This window comes from Streptomyces sp. NPDC052225 (genome assembly GCF_040679615.1).
In the GTDB taxonomy this organism is placed as follows: Bacteria; Actinomycetota; Actinomycetes; order Streptomycetales; family Streptomycetaceae; genus Streptomyces.
The window spans coordinates 569,361-589,729 of the sequence record NZ_JBFAVD010000001.1; the positions used below are offsets into that span (position 1 = coordinate 569,361).

Below are 20,369 nucleotides of genomic sequence, written 5' to 3' on the forward strand. Positions count from 1 at the left end.
CGCGTCAGGACCCGTACGGGAGCAGCGTCTTGTCGATCGCCTCCCACGCGGCCTTCAGCTCGGCCACCAACTCCGGTCTGTCGGCGGCCCGGTCGGCCTGCTCCCGCCGGTCCGCCGCGAGGTCGAACAGCTGGTCGGCACCGCCCTTGCCCCGGTAGTACTTCCAGTCGCCGCGCCGCACGGCCCGCTCCCCGCGCACCCGCCAGAACAGGTCCCGCTCGGCGAGACGTTCGCCGCGCAGCAGGTACCCGGCGAGGCTCGTGCCGTCGAGCGGATACGCGGCGGCGGGCCTGGCCCCGCCGATCTCCAGCAGTGTCGCCGTCCAGTCCGGAGTGAACACCGGCTCCTCGCTGACCTGCCCGCCGTCGATCCGGGCCGGCCAGCGCACGATGGTGGGGACCCGTATGCCGCCCTCCTGCAACGACGACTTGTTGCCGGACAGCGGCCAGTTGTACGAGAACCGCTCACCGCCGTTGTCCGAGGCGAAGAAGACGAGCGTGTCCCTCTCCTGCCCCGACTCCTTCAGCGCGGCGAGCACCTGCCCGACCGACCGGTCCAGGTCCTCGACCATCTCCGCGTACTTCTCCACGGACCCGCCGTCGGTGTGGAAGAGCGCCCGCTGGTCCCCGGCCTTGATCCGCTGCACGACCTCGGCGCTCGCCTCCTCGTCGCCGTCGGCGATCCACGGCCAGTGCGGGGTCGTGAAGTTGAGATTGAGCAGCCAGGGAGTGTCCCCGTGGTCCCGCCGCACGTACTCGCTCGCCCGCTCGGTGAGGATCCGCGTGTAGTACCGCAGGTCCTTGTACGTGGCGTCGCCCTCCTTCACGTCGCCCTCGTACAGGTCGTACTCGCCGCCGAGCCCCAGCTTCGAGTAGTACTCCAGGGCCCCGCCGAAGTTCCCGAAGAACTCGTCCCAGCCGGATCTGGTCGGCGAGTAGTCCGGCAGGTAGCCGCAGTGCCACTTGCCGATCAGCGCGGTCGAGTAGCCCGCCCCGCGCAGCAGCGAGGCGAGTGTGGGGTGGTTCGGGTCGAGCCCGGCCGACCGGTCGGCGATCGGCTCCGCGAGCCCGCCCTTCGTGCGGCCCGGGTAGCGGCCCGTGTAGAGGCTGAAGCGGGTCGGCGAGCAGGTCGCGGACCCGCTGTACGCGTCGGTGAACCGCACCCCCTGCCGGGCGAGCCGGTCGAGGTTCGGGGTCCTGATGTGCGGCGCCCCGTACGAGGACAGGTCGGCCCAGCCCAGGTCGTCACCGAGGATGAACAGGATGTTGGGGCGCCGGGACCGCCGGCCGGCGGCGGCACGGAACGGCGTCTCGCGGGGCGCGGCCTGAGCGGCGACGGCGGGCGTCGCCACGGCGGCTCCGGCGGCGACAGCAGCCGTACCGAAGGCACGACGGGACAGCTTCGAGGCATGCGGGGGCATGAGAACTCCGAGGCAGGAGAAGAAGCGCCCCGTCAGGGGCGCGGGGAACGGCGTGAGCGACCAGGGACGGCCCGCGGCCCGCGAAGAGACGGAACCGGCCGGGCGGGAATCGGCCCGCGAGCACCCTCGGCCGGGCAGTGCGGCGAGGGCGACTTCAACGGGCGAGCGGACAGCTCAGGCGCAGCGACAGATCGCGCTCGCGACACGGACCAGGTCGACGTGGCGGCGCTCCACAAGAGTGACCGTCCGGTCACGGCGGGGCTGCATGACCCAGGACCCTGCCGACGCAGGCACCCCGTTGTCAACGCCCGTCCCGCACTCCGGACGCACCGGGGCGAGCGGGCCCGGCACCTTCGAACGGTCCGCGCTCGGCAGGCGGACCGTCGGCGCGGCAGCGAGTTCGGTCACACTCGCCGCGGCCGTCGCTCAAGGTGCCGCGTTCGCCGCGAAACCCCACACGGACCTCGATGCCGGGCAGCCCGTCGCCGACCCTCCGCGGCGCGCCGCCGACAGCACGTTGCCCCAGGTCAGCGAGGGTGAAGCCGGGGCCTTGCACGCGTCGTGAGCGCCACCCCGGACGCCGGCGCGGGCCTCGACCGCGCCATCGCCACGGGCGGCCCGCCCTGCCCGAAATCACCCAGCACGCTACGCGCGTCCGGGTCGTGTCAACGTACGAAGCCGGCATCCCCAATTCGGACCAGTGGTCGATCACGTCTACACTCGGAGCCGTGCCACGTGGTGACGGTCGACTCAATCACGATCTGCTCCCCGGCGAGAAAGGCCCCCAGGACGCTTGTGGCGTCTTCGGTGTCTGGGCTCCGGGCGAAGAGGTCGCAAAGCTCACGTACTTCGGGCTCTACGCCCTCCAGCATCGGGGTCAGGAATCCGCGGGAATCGCGGTAAGCAATGGCTCCCAGATCCTCGTCTTCAAGGACATGGGCCTCGTGTCCCAGGTCTTCGACGAGACTTCCCTAGGTTCGCTCCAAGGTCATATCGCGGTCGGTCACGCCCGCTACTCGACCACCGGGGCCTCCGTGTGGGAGAACGCCCAGCCGACGTTCCGTGCCACCGCGCACGGCTCGATCGCGCTCGGCCACAACGGCAACCTGGTCAACACGGCGCAGCTCGCCGAGCTGGTCGCCGAACTCCCCAAGGAGAACGGCCGCGCCACACAGGTGGCGGCCACCAACGACACCGACCTCGTCACGGCGCTCCTCGCCGGCCAGGTCGACGACGACGGCAAGCCCCTGACCATCGAAGAGGCGGCCGCCAAGGTGCTGCCTCAGGTCCAGGGCGCCTTCTCCCTCGTCTTCATGGACGAGGGCACGCTGTACGCCGCCCGCGACCCGCAGGGCATCCGCCCGCTGGTCCTCGGCCGCCTGGAGCGCGGCTGGGTCGTCGCCTCGGAGTCCGCCGCCCTCGACATCTGCGGCGCCTCCTACGTCCGCGAGATCGAGCCGGGCGAGTTCGTCGCCATCGACGAGAACGGCCTGCGAACGTCCCGATTCGCCGAAGCAAAGCCCAAGGGCTGCGTCTTCGAGTACGTCTATCTGGCCCGCCCGGACACCGACATCGCCGGCCGGAACGTGTACCTCTCCCGTGTGGAGATGGGCCGCCGCCTCGCGAAGGAAGCGCCCGCGGACGCCGATCTCGTCATAGCGACGCCGGAATCCGGTACTCCGGCCGCGATCGGCTACGCGGAGGCCTCCGGCATCCCGTTCGGCGCCGGCCTGGTGAAGAACGCGTACGTGGGTCGTACGTTCATCCAGCCTTCCCAGACGATCCGCCAGCTCGGCATCCGTCTGAAGCTGAACCCGCTCAAGGAAGTCATCAAGGGCAAGAAGCTCGTGGTCGTCGACGACTCGATCGTCCGCGGCAACACGCAGCGCGCCCTGGTCCGCATGCTCCGCGAGGCCGGCGCCGCCGAGGTCCACATCCGGATCTCGTCGCCGCCCGTGAAGTGGCCCTGCTTCTTCGGCATCGACTTCGCGACCCGCGCCGAGCTCATCGCCAACGGCATGACGGTCGAGGAGATCGGCACCTCGCTCGGCGCCGACTCCCTCTCGTACATCTCCATCGACGGCATGATCGAGGCGACCACCATCGCCAAGCCGAACCTCTGCCGCGCCTGCTTCGACGGCGAGTACCCGATGGACCTCCCCGACCCGGAGCTCCTCGGCAAGCAGCTCCTGGAGACGGAACTGGCCGCAGGCCCTGCCTCCACGGCTGCGTCCGACGCGATCCGTCGCCCGTAGAGCCAGGGGGTCTGGGGGTGTCCCCCAGACAATTCAGCCACCAACCCGAAAGATCCCAGGCAATGTCTGAGACCACAGGTGCCAGCTACGCATCCGCAGGCGTCGACATCGAAGCCGGCGACCGCGCCGTAGAGCTGATGAAGGAGTGGGTGAAGAAGACGCAGCGCCCCGAGGTCCTCGGCGGCCTCGGCGGTTTCGCCGGCCTCTTCGACGCCTCCGCCCTCAAGAAGTACGAGCGTCCGCTCCTGGCCTCCGCCACCGACGGCGTCGGCACGAAGGTCGACATCGCCCGCCAGATGGGCGTCTACGACACGATCGGCCACGACCTGGTCGCGATGGTCATGGACGACATCGTGGTGTGCGGCGCCGAGCCGCTCTTCATGACCGACTACATCTGCGTGGGCAAGGTCCACCCGGAGCGCGTCGCCGCCATCGTGAAGGGCATCGCCGAGGGCTGTGTCCTCGCGGGCTGCGCCCTCGTCGGCGGCGAGACAGCCGAGCACCCGGGCCTCCTCGGCCCGGACGACTTCGACGTCGCGGGCGCCGGTACGGGCGTCGTGGAGTACGAGAACCTGCTCGGCCCGGACCGTATCCGTACGGGTGACGCGGTCATCGCCATGGCGTCCTCGGGTCTTCACTCGAACGGGTACTCGCTGGTCCGCCACGTCCTCTTCGACCGCGCGGGCATGGCCCTCGACCAGCAGGTCGACGAGCTGGGCCGCACCCTCGGCGAGGAGCTGCTGGAGCCGACGAAGATCTACTCGCTCGACTGCCTGTCGCTCACCAGCACCACCCGCGTCCACGCCTACAGCCACATCACCGGCGGCGGCCTCGCGGCGAACCTGGCCCGCGTCATCCCGGACGGCCTGCACGCGACCGTGGACCGCTCCACCTGGGCCCCCGGCGCGATCTTCGACCTGGTCGGCAAGGCCGGTCAGGTGGAGCGCCTGGAGCTGGAGAAGACGCTGAACATGGGCGTCGGCATGATGGCGATCGTCCCGCAGGAATCCGTGGACGTCGCCCTCGCGACCCTCGCCGACCGCGGCGTGGAGTCCTGGGTGGCCGGCGAGATCACCGACCGCGGCGACCGTACGACGGGCGCCGAGCTCACCGGGGACTACGCCAAGTAGTCCCGTAAGGGCAGCACAAAACCCGGTCCGGCGTGGTGACCACCCCGGACCGGGTGAAGTGTTCAGCAGTTATGCACTGCCGCAACAGATGCAGTGCTGAAGGAAGCAGTACGAAGTCAAGCGCCGCGGCGCTGGGACGACGGACCGGACTCGTCGGAGTCCTCGTCTCCCTCGTCGTCGTACAGATCCGCATAGCGGGCGTACGGGTCGTCTTCCTCGTCGTCGTCCTCGAAAGGCTCGCCGTTCGGCGGCTGATTCGAGAGAGGACTTGGAGTAGATGCGCCCAGCTCGTTGGCCAGACGCGACAGGTCAGTCCCGCCGCTGCTGTACTTCAGCTGGCGGGCGACCTTCGTCTGCTTGGCCTTTGCCCGGCCGCGCCCCATGGCTCGACCCCCTCGGTGATGGGGCTTCACGGCCCCAGAGTCTTGACACGCGTTCATGATCTGGAACGGGCTCCCCGCAAGGAGACCGGTCCGTAGGGCTTCCACGGTACCTGAGCCCACGCCCATACGGTACGTCGCCCGCAGCACGCGCCTGGACGCAGGACCAGCCAGGAGCCCTGTCCTCGCTGGTCAGCTGCGATTTTAACCTCTTCTTGGAGGGCGACCCGCCGGGAGGGGTGACTCTCGTTACGTCGCCCGGCCCCTCAGGCCCTTCCGCGCGCCTCCGCCATCCGCTGCTCGGCGATCCTGTCGGCCGCGGCGGCCGGCGGAATGCCATCCGACTTTGCGCGAGCGAAGATCGAAAGAGTGGTGTCGAAGATCTTCGCGGCCTTCGCCTTGCACCGGTCGAAGTCGAAGCCGTGCAGCTCGTCGGCGACCTGGATGACGCCGCCCGCGTTGACCACGTAGTCGGGGGCGTAGAGGATCCCGCGGTCCGCGAGGTCCTTCTCGACGCCCGGGTGAGCGAGCTGGTTGTTGGCCGCGCCGCACACCACCTTCGCGGTCAGGACGGGTACGGACTCGTCGTTCAGGGCGCCGCCCAGGGCACAGGGCGCGTAGATGTCCAGGCCCTCGACCCGGATCAGCGCCTCGGTGTCGGGCACGACGGCGACCTCGGGGTGCCGGTCGGTGATCCGTCGTACGGACTCGTCGCGGACGTCCGTCACCACGACCTCGGCGCCGTCCTCCAGGAGATGCTCCACGAGGTGGTGGCCGACCTTGCCGACGCCCGCGATGCCCACCTTGCGGCCGCGCAGCGTCGGGTCGCCCCACAGGTGCTGGGCCGAGGCGCGCATGCCCTGGAAGACGCCGTAGGCGGTGAGCACGGAGGAGTCGCCCGCGCCGCCGTTCTCCGGCGAGCGCCCGGTCGTCCAGCGGCACTCCCGCGCCACCACGTCCATGTCGGCGACGTACGTGCCGACGTCGCACGCGGTCACGTAGCGCCCGCCGAGCGAGGCCACGAACCGGCCGTACGCGAGCAGCAGTTGCTCGCTCTTGATCGTGTCCGGGTCGCCGATGATCACGGCCTTGCCGCCGCCGTGGTCGAGCCCGGCCATGGCGTTCTTGTACGACATGCCGCGCGCGAGGTTCAGTGCGTCGGCGACGGCCTCCTCCTCGGAGGCGTACGGGTAGAAGCGCGTGCCGCCGAGGGCCGGGCCCAGGGCGGTGCTGTGGAGGGCGATGACGGCCTTGAGGCCGCTCGCGCGGTCCTGGCAGAGCACGACCTGCTCGTGGCCGCCCTGATCCGAGTGGAAGAGGGTGTGCAACACGTCGGTGGTGCGGACAGAATCGCCGGTCACATCGGTCACTGTGGTGACTCCCAAGTACATAGCGGCGGTGGGGCGGTTCCCGTGCGGGTGGCGGGTCGCCGTGGTGTTCGTGGGCAAGAGATTAGAGCGTGCGCGTGCCCGCCACGGCCGCAGTGCCGAGGATCACTCTCTCGCGTCGCGGGCCGCCGGACGTACGGTGGGTTTTCCAGTCGCCGGGCGGGGGAGGGAGCACCAGTGCCCAAGGTGTCGTCGGTGACCGTCCCGTACGCGGCGTATCTGCGCGTGTACGAGCCCCTCGCGGCTTTTCCGCAGCCCGAGCGCGGCCATTGGGAGCGCTACGCGAAGCGTGAGCACCACCCCTCCTACCAGGACGAACTGCGCCGCTCGCTGGCCGATCTGCTGCCCACGCCGCCGATCCCGGTGCCGGTGCACGAGAGCGACGACGCGTTCGTCCTTGAGGCGGACGGGGTGCTGTGCGTCTGCCCGTGGCGCACCCGGCTGCGCGGCTGGCAGGCCCTGGACGAGCTGGTGGGGCAGCTGCCGGCCCCGGTCCTCGACGCGGTGCTGCCCCCGGTGGTGCGCCGGCAGGCGTCCGACGACTACGAGCGCTGGCTGGAGCGGAACCCGGACGCGCGCCCCTGGATCCGTACGTCGATCTGGCAGGTGCCGCTGAACTGGTTCGTGCTCGTCTCCGACGAGGAGCGCGTGTACGAGAAGAAAGGGGAGGGCGGCGTTCCGCTCTTCCGCTACCGGACGCCGATGGTGCAGGCCCGGCGCCGGGTCGCGCGCGGGCTGCGCGCGCTGAGGGAAGCGATGGACGAGGGGCCGCTGATCGACGGCCTGGTAGATGTGGGGCGCTGGCTCGAGGAGTTCCACCCCCGCTCGCACGTCGAACTCGACTACGGCGGCCTCGTGCACACCCTGCCGCCGGACTTCCTCGACGAGGACCACTCGGCGGCGGATGTGGCCGAGGGCATCGAGGCGCTTCGCTCCGGCGACGGGGACGTCGCCGGCGAGGCGTACGCGCGGCTCGTGGAGCGCTGGCGGACGGCGCGGGACCGGCAGTTCGCCAACTGACCTGCCCTGTCCGGCTCTTAGGACCTACGTCCTGATCCGGGCTTTTGCCTCAAGCGTGACGGACCGCACTAACTGCGCCCTTGCGCCCAAGGCCCCTCCTCATGCCAAAATAGGACAAGGAGTCCGGGGAGGGCTCCATCCGTCCAACTGAGTCCAACCATGGACGGATAACTCAGCATTGCACTGTCTGTGGGGGGTCTGATGACTCCTGATCGCTCTGTGACTGATCGTCACGGTGGCGTGACTGTCCGCTATGGCATGGTCCATCGGCTTCCGTCGCTGATGAACACCTGGGAGGGCAATTCCATCGGTTTGGCCGACGCGGCTGGACGGATGGTGTAGTTGTAGTGCCGAGGACAAGCCGTTCGTCCTATAACCGACTCGACCCGTGTCCGCCATATCGGGCAACGCGGGTCAAGGTGCAGAATTTAAAGGAAAGAACCGAGAAGGTTCGGTTCTCCCGAGGAGGCCGCTCATGACCGCTCGCACCCCTGATGCCGAGCCGCTGCTGACCCCGGCTGAGGTCGCCACGATGTTCCGCGTCGACCCCAAGACGGTCACGCGCTGGGCGAAGGCTGGCAAGCTCACGTCGATTCGCACGCTCGGCGGACACCGCCGTTACCGCGAGGCTGAGGTCCGCGCACTGCTCGCGGGTATTCCGCAGCAGCGCAGCGAGGCCTGAGGCTTCGTAAAACACCGCAAGACCGGGTGTTCCGGGTCCCCCAACCCGTACCGCACCCACCCCTAGCTCCACCTGACGCCGTCCTGCCCCAACAGGGCCGCTGTGTCATCCCGAGATCGCGCTGGACTCCGCCGGGTCCAGCGCGATCTTTTTTGTGCGCGCGGGACCGCGTCCGCCGGGGTTCCGTGGGTGCCCTTGTTGGACCTTGATCGGTCTCTGGCGGAGGGCTGTAGGGGGAGTGCAATTGCACATATTAAATTGAGGAGTTGTAGGAGGGGTGTAAGAAACGGTGTTTCCAAAACTCGTTCGGTGACACCCGTCACACGCACCGGAGCTTGTTGCAGGTGACGCCCGTGCGCTAGAGGGGGCCGGCGCGGTCGGGCGTCGTGCGAGAGAGCTCCGACTCTCCCCAGGCTGCCATCAGTTGGGGGCCGCGTGGGTCGGCTTTGGTCATGCCTGTGGGGGACTTTCGTCCCCGTCGCACCCCCAGGCGCCCTCAGGGCCCTCCAGGGGCTCCGTGGCGGGCTCGGAGGCCGGATCCATGGCGAGCCGCAGCAGGCGGTGGCAGATCGGGCAGTGCCGGGTGAGATGGCGGTAGCCGGAGGCGGCGGCGAGGTGGGCGCGCAGCAGGGCCCGCGTCTCATGTCGTGCCGTTGCCGCCATGGGCTCCGCCTCTCGGCCGGGGTCGTGGTTCAGGCGTACCGAGAGGGTGGGGTGGAGTCAAGGGCGGCCGCCCGGGTGCCGCTCGGGGCCCTTGCCGACCGCGGCTTCGGTGGGGGCTGGTCGCGCCCCGCGGCGGAGCCGCTGATCGACCCGGCCCCGCGCCCCTGGGGCATGACAAAGAGGGCCCGCACCGAATGGTGCGGGCCCTCTTCAACTGCGGTCCTGACGGGATGTGCTGTGCCGATGGCGGCTCCGCCGCGGGCGCGGCCTCCGGGCAACGCGAGAGGCCCGCACCATTCGGTGCGGGCCTCTCGTTCACTGCGGTCCTGACGGGATTTGAACCCGCGGCCTCCACCTTGACAGGGTGGCGAGCACTCCAAACTGCTCCACAGGACCTTGTTCTCGCTGCGCTGTTACCGCGTTGCGCTGCGAGCAGGACTCTACAGCAGTGCAGGCCCGACGGTCGAACTCACCCTGGGTGGCCGGACGATCACGGCGCGGCCGCGTCGATCGCCTTCACGATCCGCTTGTCCGAGACGGGGTACGCCGTGCCCAACGCGTGCGCGAAATAGCTGACGCGCAGCTCCTCGATCATCCAGCGGATGTCCAGGACCTCCTGCGGCACGGGACGCCCCTGCGGCAGCTGTTCGAGCAGCCACGCGTACTCGTCCTGCATCTCGTGGACCTTCTCCATGCGGCTGACGTCGCGCTGGACGCTCGTCGGCATCTGCTGGAGGCGCCGGTCCGCGGCGACCAGGTAGCGCATGAGGTCGCCGAGCCGGCGCAGGCCCGTGTCCGTGACGAAGCCCGGGTGCACCAGGGCGTTCAACTGGGCGCGGACGTCCTGGAGGTTGGGCAGCAGCGTCGGGCTCTTCGTGGACTTCAGGCGGCGTTCACAGGCCTGCCACGCCGCGAGCACCTGCTGCACCTGGCCGACCGTGCGCACCGTCGTGTCGACGATCTCGGCGCGCACCTTGTCGTAGAGCTTCCGGTACGACTCCTCGTCCCACGCCGGGCCGCCGAAGTCCGCGATGAGCTTGTCCGCGGCGGCCATCGCACAGTCGTCGAAGAGCGCCTGGACGGAGCCGTGCGGGTTGGCGGACAGGGCCAGCTTCTGGGCGTTGGTGAGCTTGTCGGAGGCGAACTTGCCCGGGTTGACCGGGATGTTGCGCAGGATCAGCCGACGCGTGCCCTTCCACATGGCCTGGGCCTGCTCGGCCTCGGTGTCGAAGAGGCGTACGGAGACGGTGCCTGCCGTCGGTCCGTCGTCGACGAGCGCCGGGTACGCCTTCACCGGCTGGCCCGCGCGCCGCGTCTCGAAGACCCGGGAGAGCGTGCCGATCGTCCAGTCCGTGAGGCCCGAGCGCTCGACCGAGGGGCCGCCCGCGCGCTCGGCGGTCGCCGCGGCCGCCTTGGAGATGGCCTGGCGGGCCTTCGGCTTCAGCCGGAGCTTCAGCGCCTCCAGGTCCTTGTCCTCGGCGATCTTGCGCCGCCGCTCGTCGACGATCCGGAACGTGATCTTCAGGTGTTCCGGTACGCGGCTCAGGTCGAAGTCGTCGGGCGTGACGGGCACGCCGACCATCCGCTGGAGCTCCCGCGCGAGCGTCGTCGGCAGCGGCTCCTGGAGGGGCACGGCCCGGTCCAGGAACGCCTTCGCGAAGTTCGGCGCCGGCACGTAGTTGCGGCGGATGGGCTTGGGCAGCGAGCGGATCAGCTCGACGACCACGTCCTCGCGCAGGCCCGGGATCTGCCAGTCGAAGCCCTCGTCGGTGACCTGGTTGAGCACCTGGAGCGGGATGTGGACGGTCACGCCGTCCGCGTCCGCGCCGGGCTCGAACTGGTACGTCACCCGGAACTTCAGGTTCCGCTGGTGCCAGGCGTCCGGGTAGTCGTCCTTGGTGACGGCCTCCGCGGACTCCCGGATGAGCATGGAGCGCTCGAAGTCGAGCAGCTCCGGCTCCTCCTTCTGCCTGCGCTTCCACCAGGAGTCGAAGTGCGCGCCCGAGACGACGTGCTCCGGCACCCGCTGGTCGTAGAAGTCGAAGAGGGTGTCGTCGTCCACCACGATGTCGCGCCGGCGCGCCCGGTGCTCCAACTCCTCGACCTCGGTGAGGAGTTTGCGGTTGTCGGCGAAGAACTTGTGGTGCGTACGCCAGTCGCCCTCGACCAGCGCGTTGCGGATGAACAGCTCGCGCGAGACCTCGGGGTCGATCCGGCCGTAGTTGATCTTCCGCTGGGCGACGAGCGGAACGCCGTACAGCGTCACCTTCTCGTACGCCATCACGGCCGCCTGGTCCTTCTCCCAGTGCGGCTCGCTGTACGTGCGCTTGAGCAGGTGCTCGGCGAGCGGCTCGACCCACTCGGGCTCGATCTTCGCGTTGACCCGCGCCCACAGGCGGCTGGTCTCCACGAGCTCGGCCGACATCACGAAGCGCGGGGGCTTCTTGAAGAGGGCAGAGCCGGGGAAGATCGCGAACTTGGCGTTGCGGGCGCCGATGTACTCGTTGCGACCGCGATCACGACCGGCCTGCTTCGGGTCCTTCTGCGCCGACTCCTTGGACTCCTTCACGTCCTTCATCCCGATGTGGGAGAGGAGGCCTGACAGGAGCGAGACGTGGATGGAGTCGCCGGGGGCGTCCTCGTCGTTGAGGTGGATGCCCATCTGCTTCGCGACCGTGCGCAGCTGCGTGTAGATGTCCTGCCATTCGCGAATGCGCAGGAAGTTCAGGAACTCGCGCTTGCACATCCGGCGGAAGGCGGAGGAGCCCAGCTCCTTCTGCTGCTCGCGGACGTACCGCCACAGGTTCAGGAACGCCAGGAAGTCGCTGGTCTCGTCCTTGAAGCGGGCGTGCTGCTGATCGGCCTGCTGCTGCTTGTCGGACGGGCGCTCGCGCGGGTCCTGGATGGAGAGCGCGGCCGCGATGACCATGACCTCGCGCACGCAGCCGTTCTTGTCGGCCTCCAGGACCATGCGGGCCAGACGCGGGTCGACCGGCAGCTGGGCGAGCTTGCGGCCCTGCTGCGTGAGCCGCTTGCGTACGTCCTTCTCGCTCGGGTCCAACGCGCCCAGTTCCTGGAGGAGTTGGACGCCGTCGCGGATGTTGCGGTGGTCCGGCGGGTCGATGAACGGGAACTTCTCGATGTCACCGAGGCCTGCCGCGGTCATCTGGAGGATGACACTCGCCAGGTTGGTACGGAGGATCTCCGCGTCCGTGAACTCGGGGCGGGCGAGGAAGTCGTCCTCCGAGTACAGGCGGATGCAGATGCCGTCGGACGTACGGCCGCAGCGGCCCTTGCGCTGGTTGGCGCTGGCCTGGCTGATCGCCTCGATGGGCAGCCGCTGCACCTTCGTACGGTGGCTGTAGCGGGAGATACGGGCGGTGCCCGGGTCGATCACGTACTTGATGCCCGGGACGGTCAGCGACGTCTCGGCGACGTTCGTCGCGAGAACGATCCTGCGCCCGGTGTGCTGCTGGAAGACGCGGTGCTGCTCGGCGTGCGAGAGCCGCGCGTACAGCGGCAGCACCTCGGTGAATCTGTACTTCTTCTTCTCCAGCGCGTCCGCCGTGTCACGGATCTCGCGCTCACCCGAGAGGAAGACGAGGATGTCGCCGTCGCCCTCGCGCATCAGCTCCTCGCACGCGTCCGTGATCGCGGTGATCTGGTCGCGGTCGGAGTCGTCGCTCTCCTCTTCGAGGAGCGGCCGGTAGCGCACCTCCACGGGGTACGTACGGCCGCTGACCTCGACGATCGGGGCGTCGCCGAAGTGCCGCGAGAAGCGCTCGGGGTCGATGGTCGCCGAGGTGATGACGACCTTCAGGTCGGGGCGCTTCGGCAGCAGCTGGGCCAGGTAGCCCAGCAGGAAGTCGATGTTGAGGGACCGCTCGTGGGCCTCGTCGATGATGATCGTGTCGTACGCGCGCAGCTCGCGGTCCGTCTGGATCTCGGCCAGCAGGATGCCGTCCGTCATCAGCTTGACGAAGGTGCCGTCCTGGTCGACCTGGTCGGTGAACCGGACCTTCCAGCCGACCGCCTCGCCCAGCGGCGTGTGCAGCTCGTCGGCGACGCGCTCGGCGACCGTGCGGGCCGCGATCCGGCGGGGCTGCGTGTGCCCGATCATGCCGCGCACGCCGCGGCCGAGGTCGAGACAGATCTTGGGGATCTGGGTGGTCTTTCCCGATCCGGTCTCACCGGCCACGATCACGACCTGGTGGTCGCGGATCGCGTCGGCGATCTCGTCCTTCTTCTGGCTGACCGGGAGCTGCTCGGGATACGTGACGTCGAGCGCCTCGCGGCGGGAGCGGCGGGTGTCCGTGCGCACGGCGGCCTTCTCGGCCTCCGCGTCGATCTCGGCGAGCACGGCGGCGCGGGCCTCCGGCTTGCGGATCTTGCGGGCACCTTCGAGCCTGCGACCAAGGCGGTGCTCGTCGCGCAGGGACAGTTCGGCCAGGCGCCGCGCTACGGCGGCGAACTGATCGGCGGCGGGGGCAGGCTGCGTAGACATACGTCCTCCAGGATCTCACCTCGGGGAAATGCGTGGCGAACGGTTTTGCCCCGGCGCCCCCGGTACCCCGGCCGCGACGGCTCACCCGGGCCGCCCGCCGGGGTGTATGTGGCTTATGCGTGATTTAACGTGCAGGTATGTCGCCTTTGCCCGACGAGGAAGAGCCGCGTCCGCACCCGCCGCACGGAGACCACGGGCGGCCACCGACCCGGGCCGACCACTGGTCGAACTTCAAGAAGTCGCCGTTTCTTCCGGCATCCGTGCTCGTCCTCATCCTGGCCGCGGCGGCCGCGCTGTTCGCGGCCTCGTACACGTACTCCATGGCGAACCCGACCCCGCACCACATCCCGACCGGCGTCACCGGCCAGTACGAGCAGGCGCGCGGCAAGCAGTTCCTCGGCGCCATGGAGAAGGCGCTCGACGCGCAGCTCGACCTGAAGCCGTACGACTCGCGGGAGGCGGCCCGCACCGCCATCGACGAGCAGCGGATCTACGCGGTCCTCGACGTGCGCGACGGCGGGGCCCGGGTCGACCTGGACGTCTCCGGGGCGTCCGGCTACTCCGTGGCGCAGGTGTTCACGGAGGCCGGCCCCGCGGTGAGCGAGGCGACCGGGATCCCGGTGAAGGTCAAGGACGTACGGCCGCTCCAGAGCGGGGACCCGCGCGGCCTGACGATCTTCTACATCTCGCTCGCGGCCGTGATCATCGGCTTCGTCGGCGCGATCCAGCTCAGCGTGCACGCGCGCGGTCTGAACCCGGCCGAGCGGATCGCCTTCACCGTCGCGTACGCGCTGCTCGGCGGGTTCGCGGTGGCGGCGGTCGCGGACTGGCTGCTCGGCGCGGTCGACCTGCCGTTCGTGGAGTCGTGGCTGATCCTCGCGCTGACGATGTTCACGTGCGGGATGGTCTTCACGATGTTCAACACGTTCTTCCACCGCTGGGCGATGATCCCGACGTGGGGCCTGCTCGTACTGCTCGGCAACCCGGCCTCCGGCGGCGCGGTGGCGCCCCCGCTCCTCCCGACCGTCATCGGCCGCGTCGGCCAGTGGCTCCCGCCGGGCGCCTCGGTCAACGCGCAGCACACGGCGGTGTACTTCCAGGGCGACCAGCACGCGTTCCCGTTCCTGGTCCTCGCCGGCTGGTCCCTCGTCTCGTGCGGTCTGTTCTGGTTCTGGCGGCACAGGCACCCGGGCGGCCGGGGGACGCGACCGCTGCACGCGGCCGTATAACGCCGAAGGCCCCGTCCGGAGACGGGGCCTTCGATCTGGTGGCTGGGGCCGGGGTCGAACCGGCGACCTATCGCTTTTCAGGCGATCGCTCGTACCAACTGAGCTACCCAGCCACGAAGTTCCGAAGAACTTCAGCGGTCCTGACGGGATTTGAACCCGCGGCCTCCACCTTGACAGGGTGGCGAGCACTCCAAACTGCTCCACAGGACCAAGCTGTTGCGTGCAACAGTGTCGCACACGGACTTGCGTGCCCCCAACGGGATTCGAACCCGTGCTACCGCCTTGAAAGGGCGGCGTCCTAGGCCGCTAGACGATGAGGGCTATCGGCCCGCCTGCGCGCTTTGCAGCGCGTCGGGGACGTGAGAAGCATATGGGATGCGGGGAGCTATCGCCAAAACGGTTTACGGGGACCCCTGCGGAGCGCTCGGGGACGGGGTCGCTCCGGGCTGGTTCTCCTTCGGGAGATGGCGGCTGACCTCGGCCTTCGTCAGGCCCAGGCCGCCGAGGCGGATCTCGTCCCAGGCCTGGAGGCGCTTGGTGGTGCGGTCCACGTAGAGGACGGACGCCTCGACCGGGTCGGGGTGGCTGTCGGTGTTGTCGACCGCGCGCAGCCCGCTCCCGCCCGTGGAGCCCTCGATACGGAGCCGGGTGCCGAGGGGGAGGACCTGCATCTCCTGGTGGTGGACGTGCCCGGCCAGGACGAGCGGGACCGTGCCGTCCACCTCCTTGGCCGCGACCGGCTCGTGCGCGAGGGCGATGTCGACGGGGGTGCCCGCCACCCGCTGGTCGCGGATGGCGGAGGCGAGGCGCAGGCCCGCCATGCGTTCGGCCGGGTCGCCCTGGGCCCTGGTCGAGCGGTCCGGGGTGTACTGCGGGTCGCCGGTGCCGGCGAAGCGCAGGCCCGCGACCGTGACGGCCCTGCCGTCGTCGAGGACGCGCACGTTCTTGAAGCGCTTGCGGTCGGCGAGGTACTTCTGCGTCTCGGTCTTCGAGTCGTGGTTGCCGCGGATCCACACGTAGGGCGCGCCCAGGTCCTTGATCGGGTCGAGGAAGCCGTTCTCGGCGGCCGAGCCGTGATCCATCGTGTCGCCGGTGTCGACGATCACGGAGATCTTGTACTGGTCCACGAGCGACGCGATGATCTTCCAGGACGCCGGGTTGAGGTGGATGTCCGAGACGTGCAGGACGCGGATCGTGGACGGGTCCGGCTGGTACGTGGGCAGCGTCGACGTCACGTCGTAGAGCTTCGTGACGTTCGTGACCAGGCGGGCCAACTCCTTTTGGTAGACGTCGAATTCGGTGACGATCGAGCGCGCGTTGCCGACCACCGACGGGGCGGAGGACAGGAGCCCGGAGAACTTCGGCTCCAGGACCGAGTTGGGGTTCCAGGTCGCGTACGCCGTCCCTCCGGACGCCGCGAGGAGCGCGAGCGCGAGGCCGCCGGCGGCGAGGGCGCGGCGCGGGCGGCGGTAGACGACGAGGCCCAGCGTCGTCGCGCCCGCCACCACCGCCACGCACGAGCGCACCGCCAGGTCGAGGGTGCCGTGCTCCACGTCGCGGGCGACCTCGTCCTGGAGTCCGGACAGCCGCTCGGGGTGGTCGACGAGGGCCTGGGCGCGGACCGGGTCGAGCTGGTCGACGTCGACGTCGAGGCGGATGGGGGCGGTGTGGGAGTGCAGTTCCAGGGCGCCCAGCGGGGACACGTTGATCTTCGTGCCGCCGGAGAGCGAGGGGCGCAGCGTCATCCGGGTGTCCATCGGGCCCACCGGGGCGCGGACGCTGCCGACGATCAGCAGGCCCAGCCAGGCGCCGAGCAGCACGACGGCGACGAGGCCGAGGGCGCGTACGTACGGATGGGGCGGGTGGACGAGCTCCACGACGGGGTGCGAGCGTCGGGCGCGGTAGTGCCGCGCGAGGGCCGACGGGGCGGTGCGTACGCCCCGTATGCGGTGGAGGGCTCGGCGTATGGCGACAGCGGGTGGGCGGGCCATTGCTCCCGTATGCCCAAGTGGGCGGGTGGATATGCGGGTTGTGCCGGACAATGGCCGTGTGCTGGAGATGACGCGTGAGGAGTTCGAGGAACTGGTCGCCGAGGCGCTCGACCGGATTCCGCCCGAGTTGACGCGACTGATGGACAACGTCGCGGTGTTCGTGGAGGACGAGCCGCCTGCCGAGGACCCCGAGCTGCTCGGGCTCTACGAGGGGACGCCCCTTACCGATCGCGGCGAGTGGTACGCCGGGGTGCTGCCGGACCGGATCACCATCTACCGGGGGCCGACGCTGCGGATGTGCGCGACGCGCGAGGACGTGGTGGCCGAGACCGAGATCACCGTGGTGCACGAGATCGCGCATCACTTCGGGATCGACGACGCGCGGCTGCACGCGCTCGGCTACGGGTGACCGATACGCGCGGCTGCACGCGCTCGGCTACGGGTGACCGATACGCGCGGCCGGCGAGGTTTGTGCGGTCTTTGGTTGGCGCGTGTCCTCTTGTGGCGCACGGGAGTTGGGAACGATGACCCTGTCACGTGCCCGGAGGTGCTCGCCCGTGCGCCAGCTGTCCGTTTCACCCCCGTCGTCGCCCCCCTCGCCACCCCGGTCCCGCGTGCTGCGGCTCGGCCGCATCGCGGTGACCACCGTGGCGGTCGCCGCGGCCGCCGGGTGCATGAGCGTGGCCGACGACGGGCACTCCGCCGCGCCGTCGCACTCCGCGTCGGAGCGGGGCGGGGGCGCCGCGCCCGACGGCGGTGCGGTGGTGCGCGGCGGTGCGGGCGGGTCAGGGGCGCGGGCCGCGGACGCGTCGGCCGGTCCGGGCGGGTCCGCGGCCGCCTCGGCCCCGTCGTCCGCGTCGGCGTCCGCCTCGCGCAGCGCCGCCCCCTCGAAGCCGGTGTCGGCCGCGCCGGGCACCCCGTCGGCGCGGCCGAGCACGCCGCGCGGCACGCCCTCGTCGCCGCCGCCTCCGAAGGAGACCCCGACGCCGACGCCGCCCCCGCCGTCGCCGACCACGGCCGAGCCCTCGTCCTCCGCGCACGAGCAGCAGACGGCTCCGCAGCTGGCCTCCGAGCCGGAGCCGCGGGCCGGGCAGCCGGCCTGAAGCACCCCCTTCGTGGGGCCGATGCGGGGCCGTGTGAGGCGGGTCTCAGGGGAACGGTTTGCCACGGGGGGTATCGGGTGCGTATGGTGGTAGATCGTTTGATCCCATTTGCCCGGCGCCGTTAAGAGAGCGCCGTGTGGCGCGTACTCTCCCTTGCCGTGGCTGGACCGCATTGAGGCGGTCGATTTGCTGAATTGCGAATACACGGAGTTGCGGGCGCGTGCCGAAACTCCGGAAGGTTTCGCATTTCGCATGTCTGTTTCCAGCTCTGACCAGGCCGTCATGTCCGAGAACGACCAGAACGCTCAGGACGCCGTCGACGCCGTACAGGCCGTCGCCGTGGACGAGACGACCGACACCGTGGCCGTCGGCGAGGCCGCCGAGCCCGCCGAGCCCACCCTCACCTTCGAGGACCTCGGCCTGCCCGAGGCCGTCGTCCGCAAGCTCGCGCAGAACGGCGTGACGACCCCCTTCCCGATCCAGGCCGCGACCATCCCGGACGCCCTGGCCGGCAAGGACATCCTCGGCCGTGGCCGCACCGGCTCCGGCAAGACCCTCTCCTTCGGCCTGCCGACGCTCGCGCGTCTGGCCGGTGGACGCAGCGAGAAGCACAAGCCGCGCGCCGTCATCCTCACCCCGACCCGTGAGCTCGCGATGCAGGTCGCGGACGCGCTCCAGCCGTACGGCGACCAGGTCGGCCTGAAGATGAAGGTCGTCTGCGGCGGTACGTCGATGGGCAACCAGATCTACGCGCTCGAGCGCGGCGTCGACATCCTCGTCGCCACCCCGGGCCGCCTGCGCGACCTCATCAACCGCGGCGCCTGCGACCTGAGCAACATCGAGGTCGCCGTCCTCGACGAGGCCGACCAGATGTCCGACCTGGGCTTCCTGCCCGAGGTCACCGAGCTGCTCGACCAGGTGCCGGCCGGCGGCCAGCGCATGCTCTTCTCCGCCACCATGGAGAACGAGATCAAGACCCTGGTCACGCGCTACCTGAACAACCCGGTCAGCCACGAGGTCGACAGCGCCCAGGGCAACGTCACGACGATGTCGCACCACATCCTCATCGTGAAGCCCAAGGACAAGGCGCCGGTCACGGCCGCCATCGCCTCCCGCAAGGGCCGCACGATCATCTTCGTCCGCACCCAGCTGGGCGCCGACCGCATCGCCGAGCAGCTCTGCGACGCCGGTGTGAAGGCCGACGCGCTGCACGGCGGCATGACGCAGGGCGCCCGTACCCGCGTCCTCGAGGACTTCAAGAAGGGCTACGTCAACGCCCTGGTCGCCACCGACGTCGCCGCCCGCGGCATCCACGTCGACGGCATCGACCTGGTCCTGAACGTGGACCCGGCCGGCGACCACAAGGACTACCTGCACCGCGCGGGCCGCACGGCGCGTGCCGGCCGCACCGGTACGGTCGTCTCGCTCTCGCTGCCGCACCAGCGCCGCCAGATCTTCCGCCTCATGGAGGACGCGGGCGTCGACGCCGGGCGTCACATCATCCAGGGCGGCGCCGCGTTCGACCCCGAGGTCGCGGAGATCACCGGTGCCCGGTCGATGACCGAGGTCGAGGCCGAGTCCGCGGGCAACGCCGCGCAGCAGGCCGAGCGCGAAGTCTCCAGCCTGACCAAGCAGTTGGAGCGCGCGACCCGTCGCGCCGCCGAGCTGCGCGAGCAGGCCGACCGCCTGACCGCCCGCGCCGCCCGTGACCGCGGCGAGGACGAGGAGGGCGTGGCCGCGGCCGTCGCCGCCGCGCAGGAGGCCGCCGCCGAGCAGGTCGCCGAGGCCGTCGCGGCGCAGGAGCCGCAGCGTTCCGAGCAGACCGAGCGTTCGTCCTCGTACGAGCAGCCGCGTCAGCGTCGTGACGACCGGGGCAACTACGAGCGTCGTGACAACCGCGGTGACCGCGGTGACCGTGGTGGCTTCCGTCGTGACGACCGTCCGTCCGGTGACCGTGGTGGCTTCCGTCGCGACGACCGTCGTGACAACGACCGTGGCGGTTTCCGTCGCGACGACCGTCCCTCGGGTGACCGCGGTGGCTTCCGCCGGGACAACGACCGCGGTGGCCGTTCTTTCGAGCGTCGTGACAACGACCGTGGCGGTTTCCGTCGTGACGACCGTCCGTCGGGTGACCGTGGCGGTTTCCGCCGTGACGACCGCCCGTCGGGTGACCGTGGTGGCTTCCGTCGTGACGACCGTCCCTCGGGTGACCGTGGCGGTTTCCGTCGCGACGACCGCCCGTCCGGTGACCGTGGTGGCTTCCGTCGTGACGACCGTCCCTCGGGTGACCGTGGTGGCTTCCGCCGCGACGACCGCCCCTCCGGCGGTCACCGGGGCAGCGACCGTCCGTTCAACCGCGACCGTCGTGACGACCGTCCGGCCACCGGCGGCCACCGTCCCTACGGCCGCCGTGACGACCACCGTGGCGCCGGTTCGGGCTCCGGCTCGTCCTTCGGCCGCCGTGACGACAAGCCGCGCTGGAAGCGCAACGGCTGACATCGATCGCTGACCGGCCGGTCAGCTGATCACTGAAGCGGGTCCGTCCCTTCCGGGGACGGGCCCGCTTTCTGCTTGATCAGGAGCTTGCCGCGCTCCCGGCGCGGG

At 70.2% G+C, this 20,369-nt stretch carries 16 protein-coding genes and 4 tRNA genes; 8 read left to right on the plus strand and 12 right to left on the minus strand.

The window, feature by feature from the left end:
- Positions 1–4: 4 nt before the first annotated feature.
- Positions 5–1,420 (minus strand): sulfatase-like hydrolase/transferase, encoded by a 1,416-nt coding sequence (locus AB0L37_RS02830; protein ID WP_365499022.1) that lies wholly within the window; start codon positions 1,418–1,420, stop codon positions 5–7.
- A gap of 174 nt (positions 1,421–1,594) precedes the next feature.
- Positions 1,595–1,687, minus strand: a complete 93-nt coding sequence (locus AB0L37_RS02835; RefSeq protein ID WP_365499025.1) for a putative leader peptide — start codon at positions 1,685–1,687, stop codon at positions 1,595–1,597.
- Here AB0L37_RS02835 and AB0L37_RS02840 point away from each other — a divergent pair.
- The 3 genes from AB0L37_RS02840 (at position 1,686) to purM (ending at position 4,805) form a co-directional block, all read left to right on the plus strand.
- Entirely contained in the window at positions 1,686–1,985 is a 300-nt protein-coding gene (locus AB0L37_RS02840; RefSeq protein ID WP_365499028.1) for a hypothetical protein, read from the plus strand. The two genes, AB0L37_RS02835 and AB0L37_RS02840, sit on opposite strands and share 2 nt — an antisense overlap.
- Positions 1,986–2,148: 163 nt before the next feature.
- Positions 2,149–3,675, plus strand: a complete 1,527-nt coding sequence (gene purF / locus AB0L37_RS02845; protein ID WP_365499031.1) for an amidophosphoribosyltransferase — start codon at positions 2,149–2,151, stop codon at positions 3,673–3,675.
- A gap of 62 nt (positions 3,676–3,737) precedes the next feature.
- Positions 3,738–4,805, plus strand: a complete 1,068-nt coding sequence (purM, locus tag AB0L37_RS02850; RefSeq protein WP_365499034.1) for a phosphoribosylformylglycinamidine cyclo-ligase — start codon at positions 3,738–3,740, stop codon at positions 4,803–4,805.
- 116 nt (positions 4,806–4,921) lie between these two features.
- Here purM and AB0L37_RS02855 read toward each other — a convergent pair whose 3' ends face one another.
- The gene (locus tag AB0L37_RS02855; protein ID WP_365499036.1) at positions 4,922–5,188 is read right to left on the minus strand and encodes a DUF3073 domain-containing protein; all 267 of its coding nucleotides are present in this window, start codon (positions 5,186–5,188) and stop codon (positions 4,922–4,924) included.
- A gap of 263 nt (positions 5,189–5,451) precedes the next feature.
- Entirely contained in the window at positions 5,452–6,555 is a 1,104-nt protein-coding gene (locus tag AB0L37_RS02860; RefSeq protein ID WP_365499039.1) for a Glu/Leu/Phe/Val dehydrogenase dimerization domain-containing protein, read from the minus strand.
- A gap of 195 nt (positions 6,556–6,750) precedes the next feature.
- Between AB0L37_RS02860 and AB0L37_RS02865 the strand changes: the two genes are divergently transcribed.
- Together AB0L37_RS02865 and bldC are read left to right on the plus strand one after the other, a co-directional pair.
- Positions 6,751–7,593 (plus strand): hypothetical protein, encoded by an 843-nt coding sequence (locus tag AB0L37_RS02865; RefSeq protein ID WP_365499042.1) that lies wholly within the window; start codon positions 6,751–6,753, stop codon positions 7,591–7,593.
- A gap of 475 nt (positions 7,594–8,068) precedes the next feature.
- Positions 8,069–8,275 carry a developmental transcriptional regulator BldC gene (bldC, locus tag AB0L37_RS02870; protein ID WP_003949541.1) on the plus strand — a complete coding sequence of 69 codons (207 nt, stop codon included), beginning with the start codon at positions 8,069–8,071 and terminating at the stop codon, positions 8,273–8,275.
- Positions 8,276–8,725: 450 nt separating this feature from the next.
- Here the strand turns inward: bldC and AB0L37_RS02875 are convergent, their stop codons facing one another.
- From AB0L37_RS02875 to hrpA, 3 genes are all read right to left on the minus strand, one after another.
- Positions 8,726–8,938, minus strand: a complete 213-nt coding sequence (locus AB0L37_RS02875; RefSeq protein WP_365499044.1) for a DUF6274 family protein — start codon at positions 8,936–8,938, stop codon at positions 8,726–8,728.
- Between the two features lie 321 nt (positions 8,939–9,259).
- A tRNA-Asp gene (locus AB0L37_RS02880) sits at positions 9,260–9,334 on the minus strand.
- 94 nt (positions 9,335–9,428) lie between these two features.
- On the minus strand, positions 9,429–13,442 hold the full coding sequence (gene hrpA / locus AB0L37_RS02885) for an ATP-dependent RNA helicase HrpA (protein WP_365499047.1): 4,014 nt from the start codon (positions 13,440–13,442) through the stop codon (positions 9,429–9,431).
- Between the two features lie 137 nt (positions 13,443–13,579).
- Here hrpA and AB0L37_RS02890 point away from each other — a divergent pair, with 137 nt between their 5' ends.
- Positions 13,580–14,671 (plus strand): ABC transporter permease, encoded by a 1,092-nt coding sequence (locus tag AB0L37_RS02890; protein ID WP_365499050.1) that lies wholly within the window; start codon positions 13,580–13,582, stop codon positions 14,669–14,671.
- Between the two features lie 36 nt (positions 14,672–14,707).
- Here AB0L37_RS02890 and AB0L37_RS02895 read toward each other — a convergent pair.
- From AB0L37_RS02895 to AB0L37_RS02910, 4 genes are all read right to left on the minus strand, one after another.
- Positions 14,708–14,784, minus strand: a tRNA-Phe gene (locus AB0L37_RS02895).
- 22 nt (positions 14,785–14,806) lie between these two features.
- Positions 14,807–14,881 (minus strand) — tRNA-Asp (locus tag AB0L37_RS02900).
- 38 nt (positions 14,882–14,919) lie between these two features.
- Positions 14,920–14,992: transfer RNA gene (locus AB0L37_RS02905), tRNA-Glu, on the minus strand.
- An 80-nt stretch (positions 14,993–15,072) separates the two neighbouring features.
- A complete protein-coding gene (locus tag AB0L37_RS02910) occupies positions 15,073–16,662 on the minus strand; it encodes a metallophosphoesterase (protein ID WP_365499053.1) in 1,590 nt (529 codons plus the stop codon).
- 58 nt (positions 16,663–16,720) lie between these two features.
- Between AB0L37_RS02910 and AB0L37_RS02915 the strand changes: the two genes are divergently transcribed.
- A complete protein-coding gene (locus AB0L37_RS02915; protein ID WP_365499056.1) occupies positions 16,721–17,071 on the plus strand; it encodes a metallopeptidase family protein in 351 nt (116 codons plus the stop codon).
- A 27-nt stretch (positions 17,072–17,098) separates the two neighbouring features.
- Here AB0L37_RS02915 and AB0L37_RS02920 read toward each other — a convergent pair whose 3' ends face one another.
- On the minus strand, positions 17,099–17,830 hold the full coding sequence (locus AB0L37_RS02920; protein WP_365499059.1) for a hypothetical protein: 732 nt from the start codon (positions 17,828–17,830) through the stop codon (positions 17,099–17,101).
- A gap of 187 nt (positions 17,831–18,017) precedes the next feature.
- Here AB0L37_RS02920 and AB0L37_RS02925 point away from each other — a divergent pair, with 187 nt between their 5' ends.
- Positions 18,018–20,261, plus strand: coding sequence for a DEAD/DEAH box helicase (locus AB0L37_RS02925; protein WP_365499062.1), 2,244 nt, complete (start codon positions 18,018–18,020; stop codon positions 20,259–20,261).
- The last annotated feature ends 108 nt before the right edge of the window (positions 20,262–20,369 follow it).

Coding starts and splice junctions, on each gene's coding strand:
- AB0L37_RS02830 (WP_365499022.1), bottom strand. CDS start 1,420: ATGCCCCCGCATGCCTCGAAGCTGTCCCGTCGTGCCTTCGGTACGGCT.
- AB0L37_RS02840 (WP_365499028.1), top strand. CDS start 1,686: ATGACCCAGGACCCTGCCGACGCAGGCACCCCGTTGTCAACGCCCGTC.
- AB0L37_RS02835 (WP_365499025.1), bottom strand. CDS start 1,687: ATGCAGCCCCGCCGTGACCGGACGGTCACTCTTGTGGAGCGCCGCCAC.
- purM (WP_365499034.1), top strand. CDS start 3,738: ATGTCTGAGACCACAGGTGCCAGCTACGCATCCGCAGGCGTCGACATC.
- AB0L37_RS02855 (WP_365499036.1), bottom strand. CDS start 5,188: ATGGGGCGCGGCCGGGCAAAGGCCAAGCAGACGAAGGTCGCCCGCCAG.
- bldC (WP_003949541.1), top strand. CDS start 8,069: ATGACCGCTCGCACCCCTGATGCCGAGCCGCTGCTGACCCCGGCTGAG.
- AB0L37_RS02875 (WP_365499044.1), bottom strand. CDS start 8,938: ATGGCGGCAACGGCACGACATGAGACGCGGGCCCTGCTGCGCGCCCAC.
- hrpA (WP_365499047.1), bottom strand. CDS start 13,442: ATGTCTACGCAGCCTGCCCCCGCCGCCGATCAGTTCGCCGCCGTAGCG.
- AB0L37_RS02890 (WP_365499050.1), top strand. CDS start 13,580: ATGTCGCCTTTGCCCGACGAGGAAGAGCCGCGTCCGCACCCGCCGCAC.
- AB0L37_RS02910 (WP_365499053.1), bottom strand. CDS start 16,662: ATGGCCCGCCCACCCGCTGTCGCCATACGCCGAGCCCTCCACCGCATA.
- AB0L37_RS02925 (WP_365499062.1), top strand. CDS start 18,018: ATGTCTGTTTCCAGCTCTGACCAGGCCGTCATGTCCGAGAACGACCAG.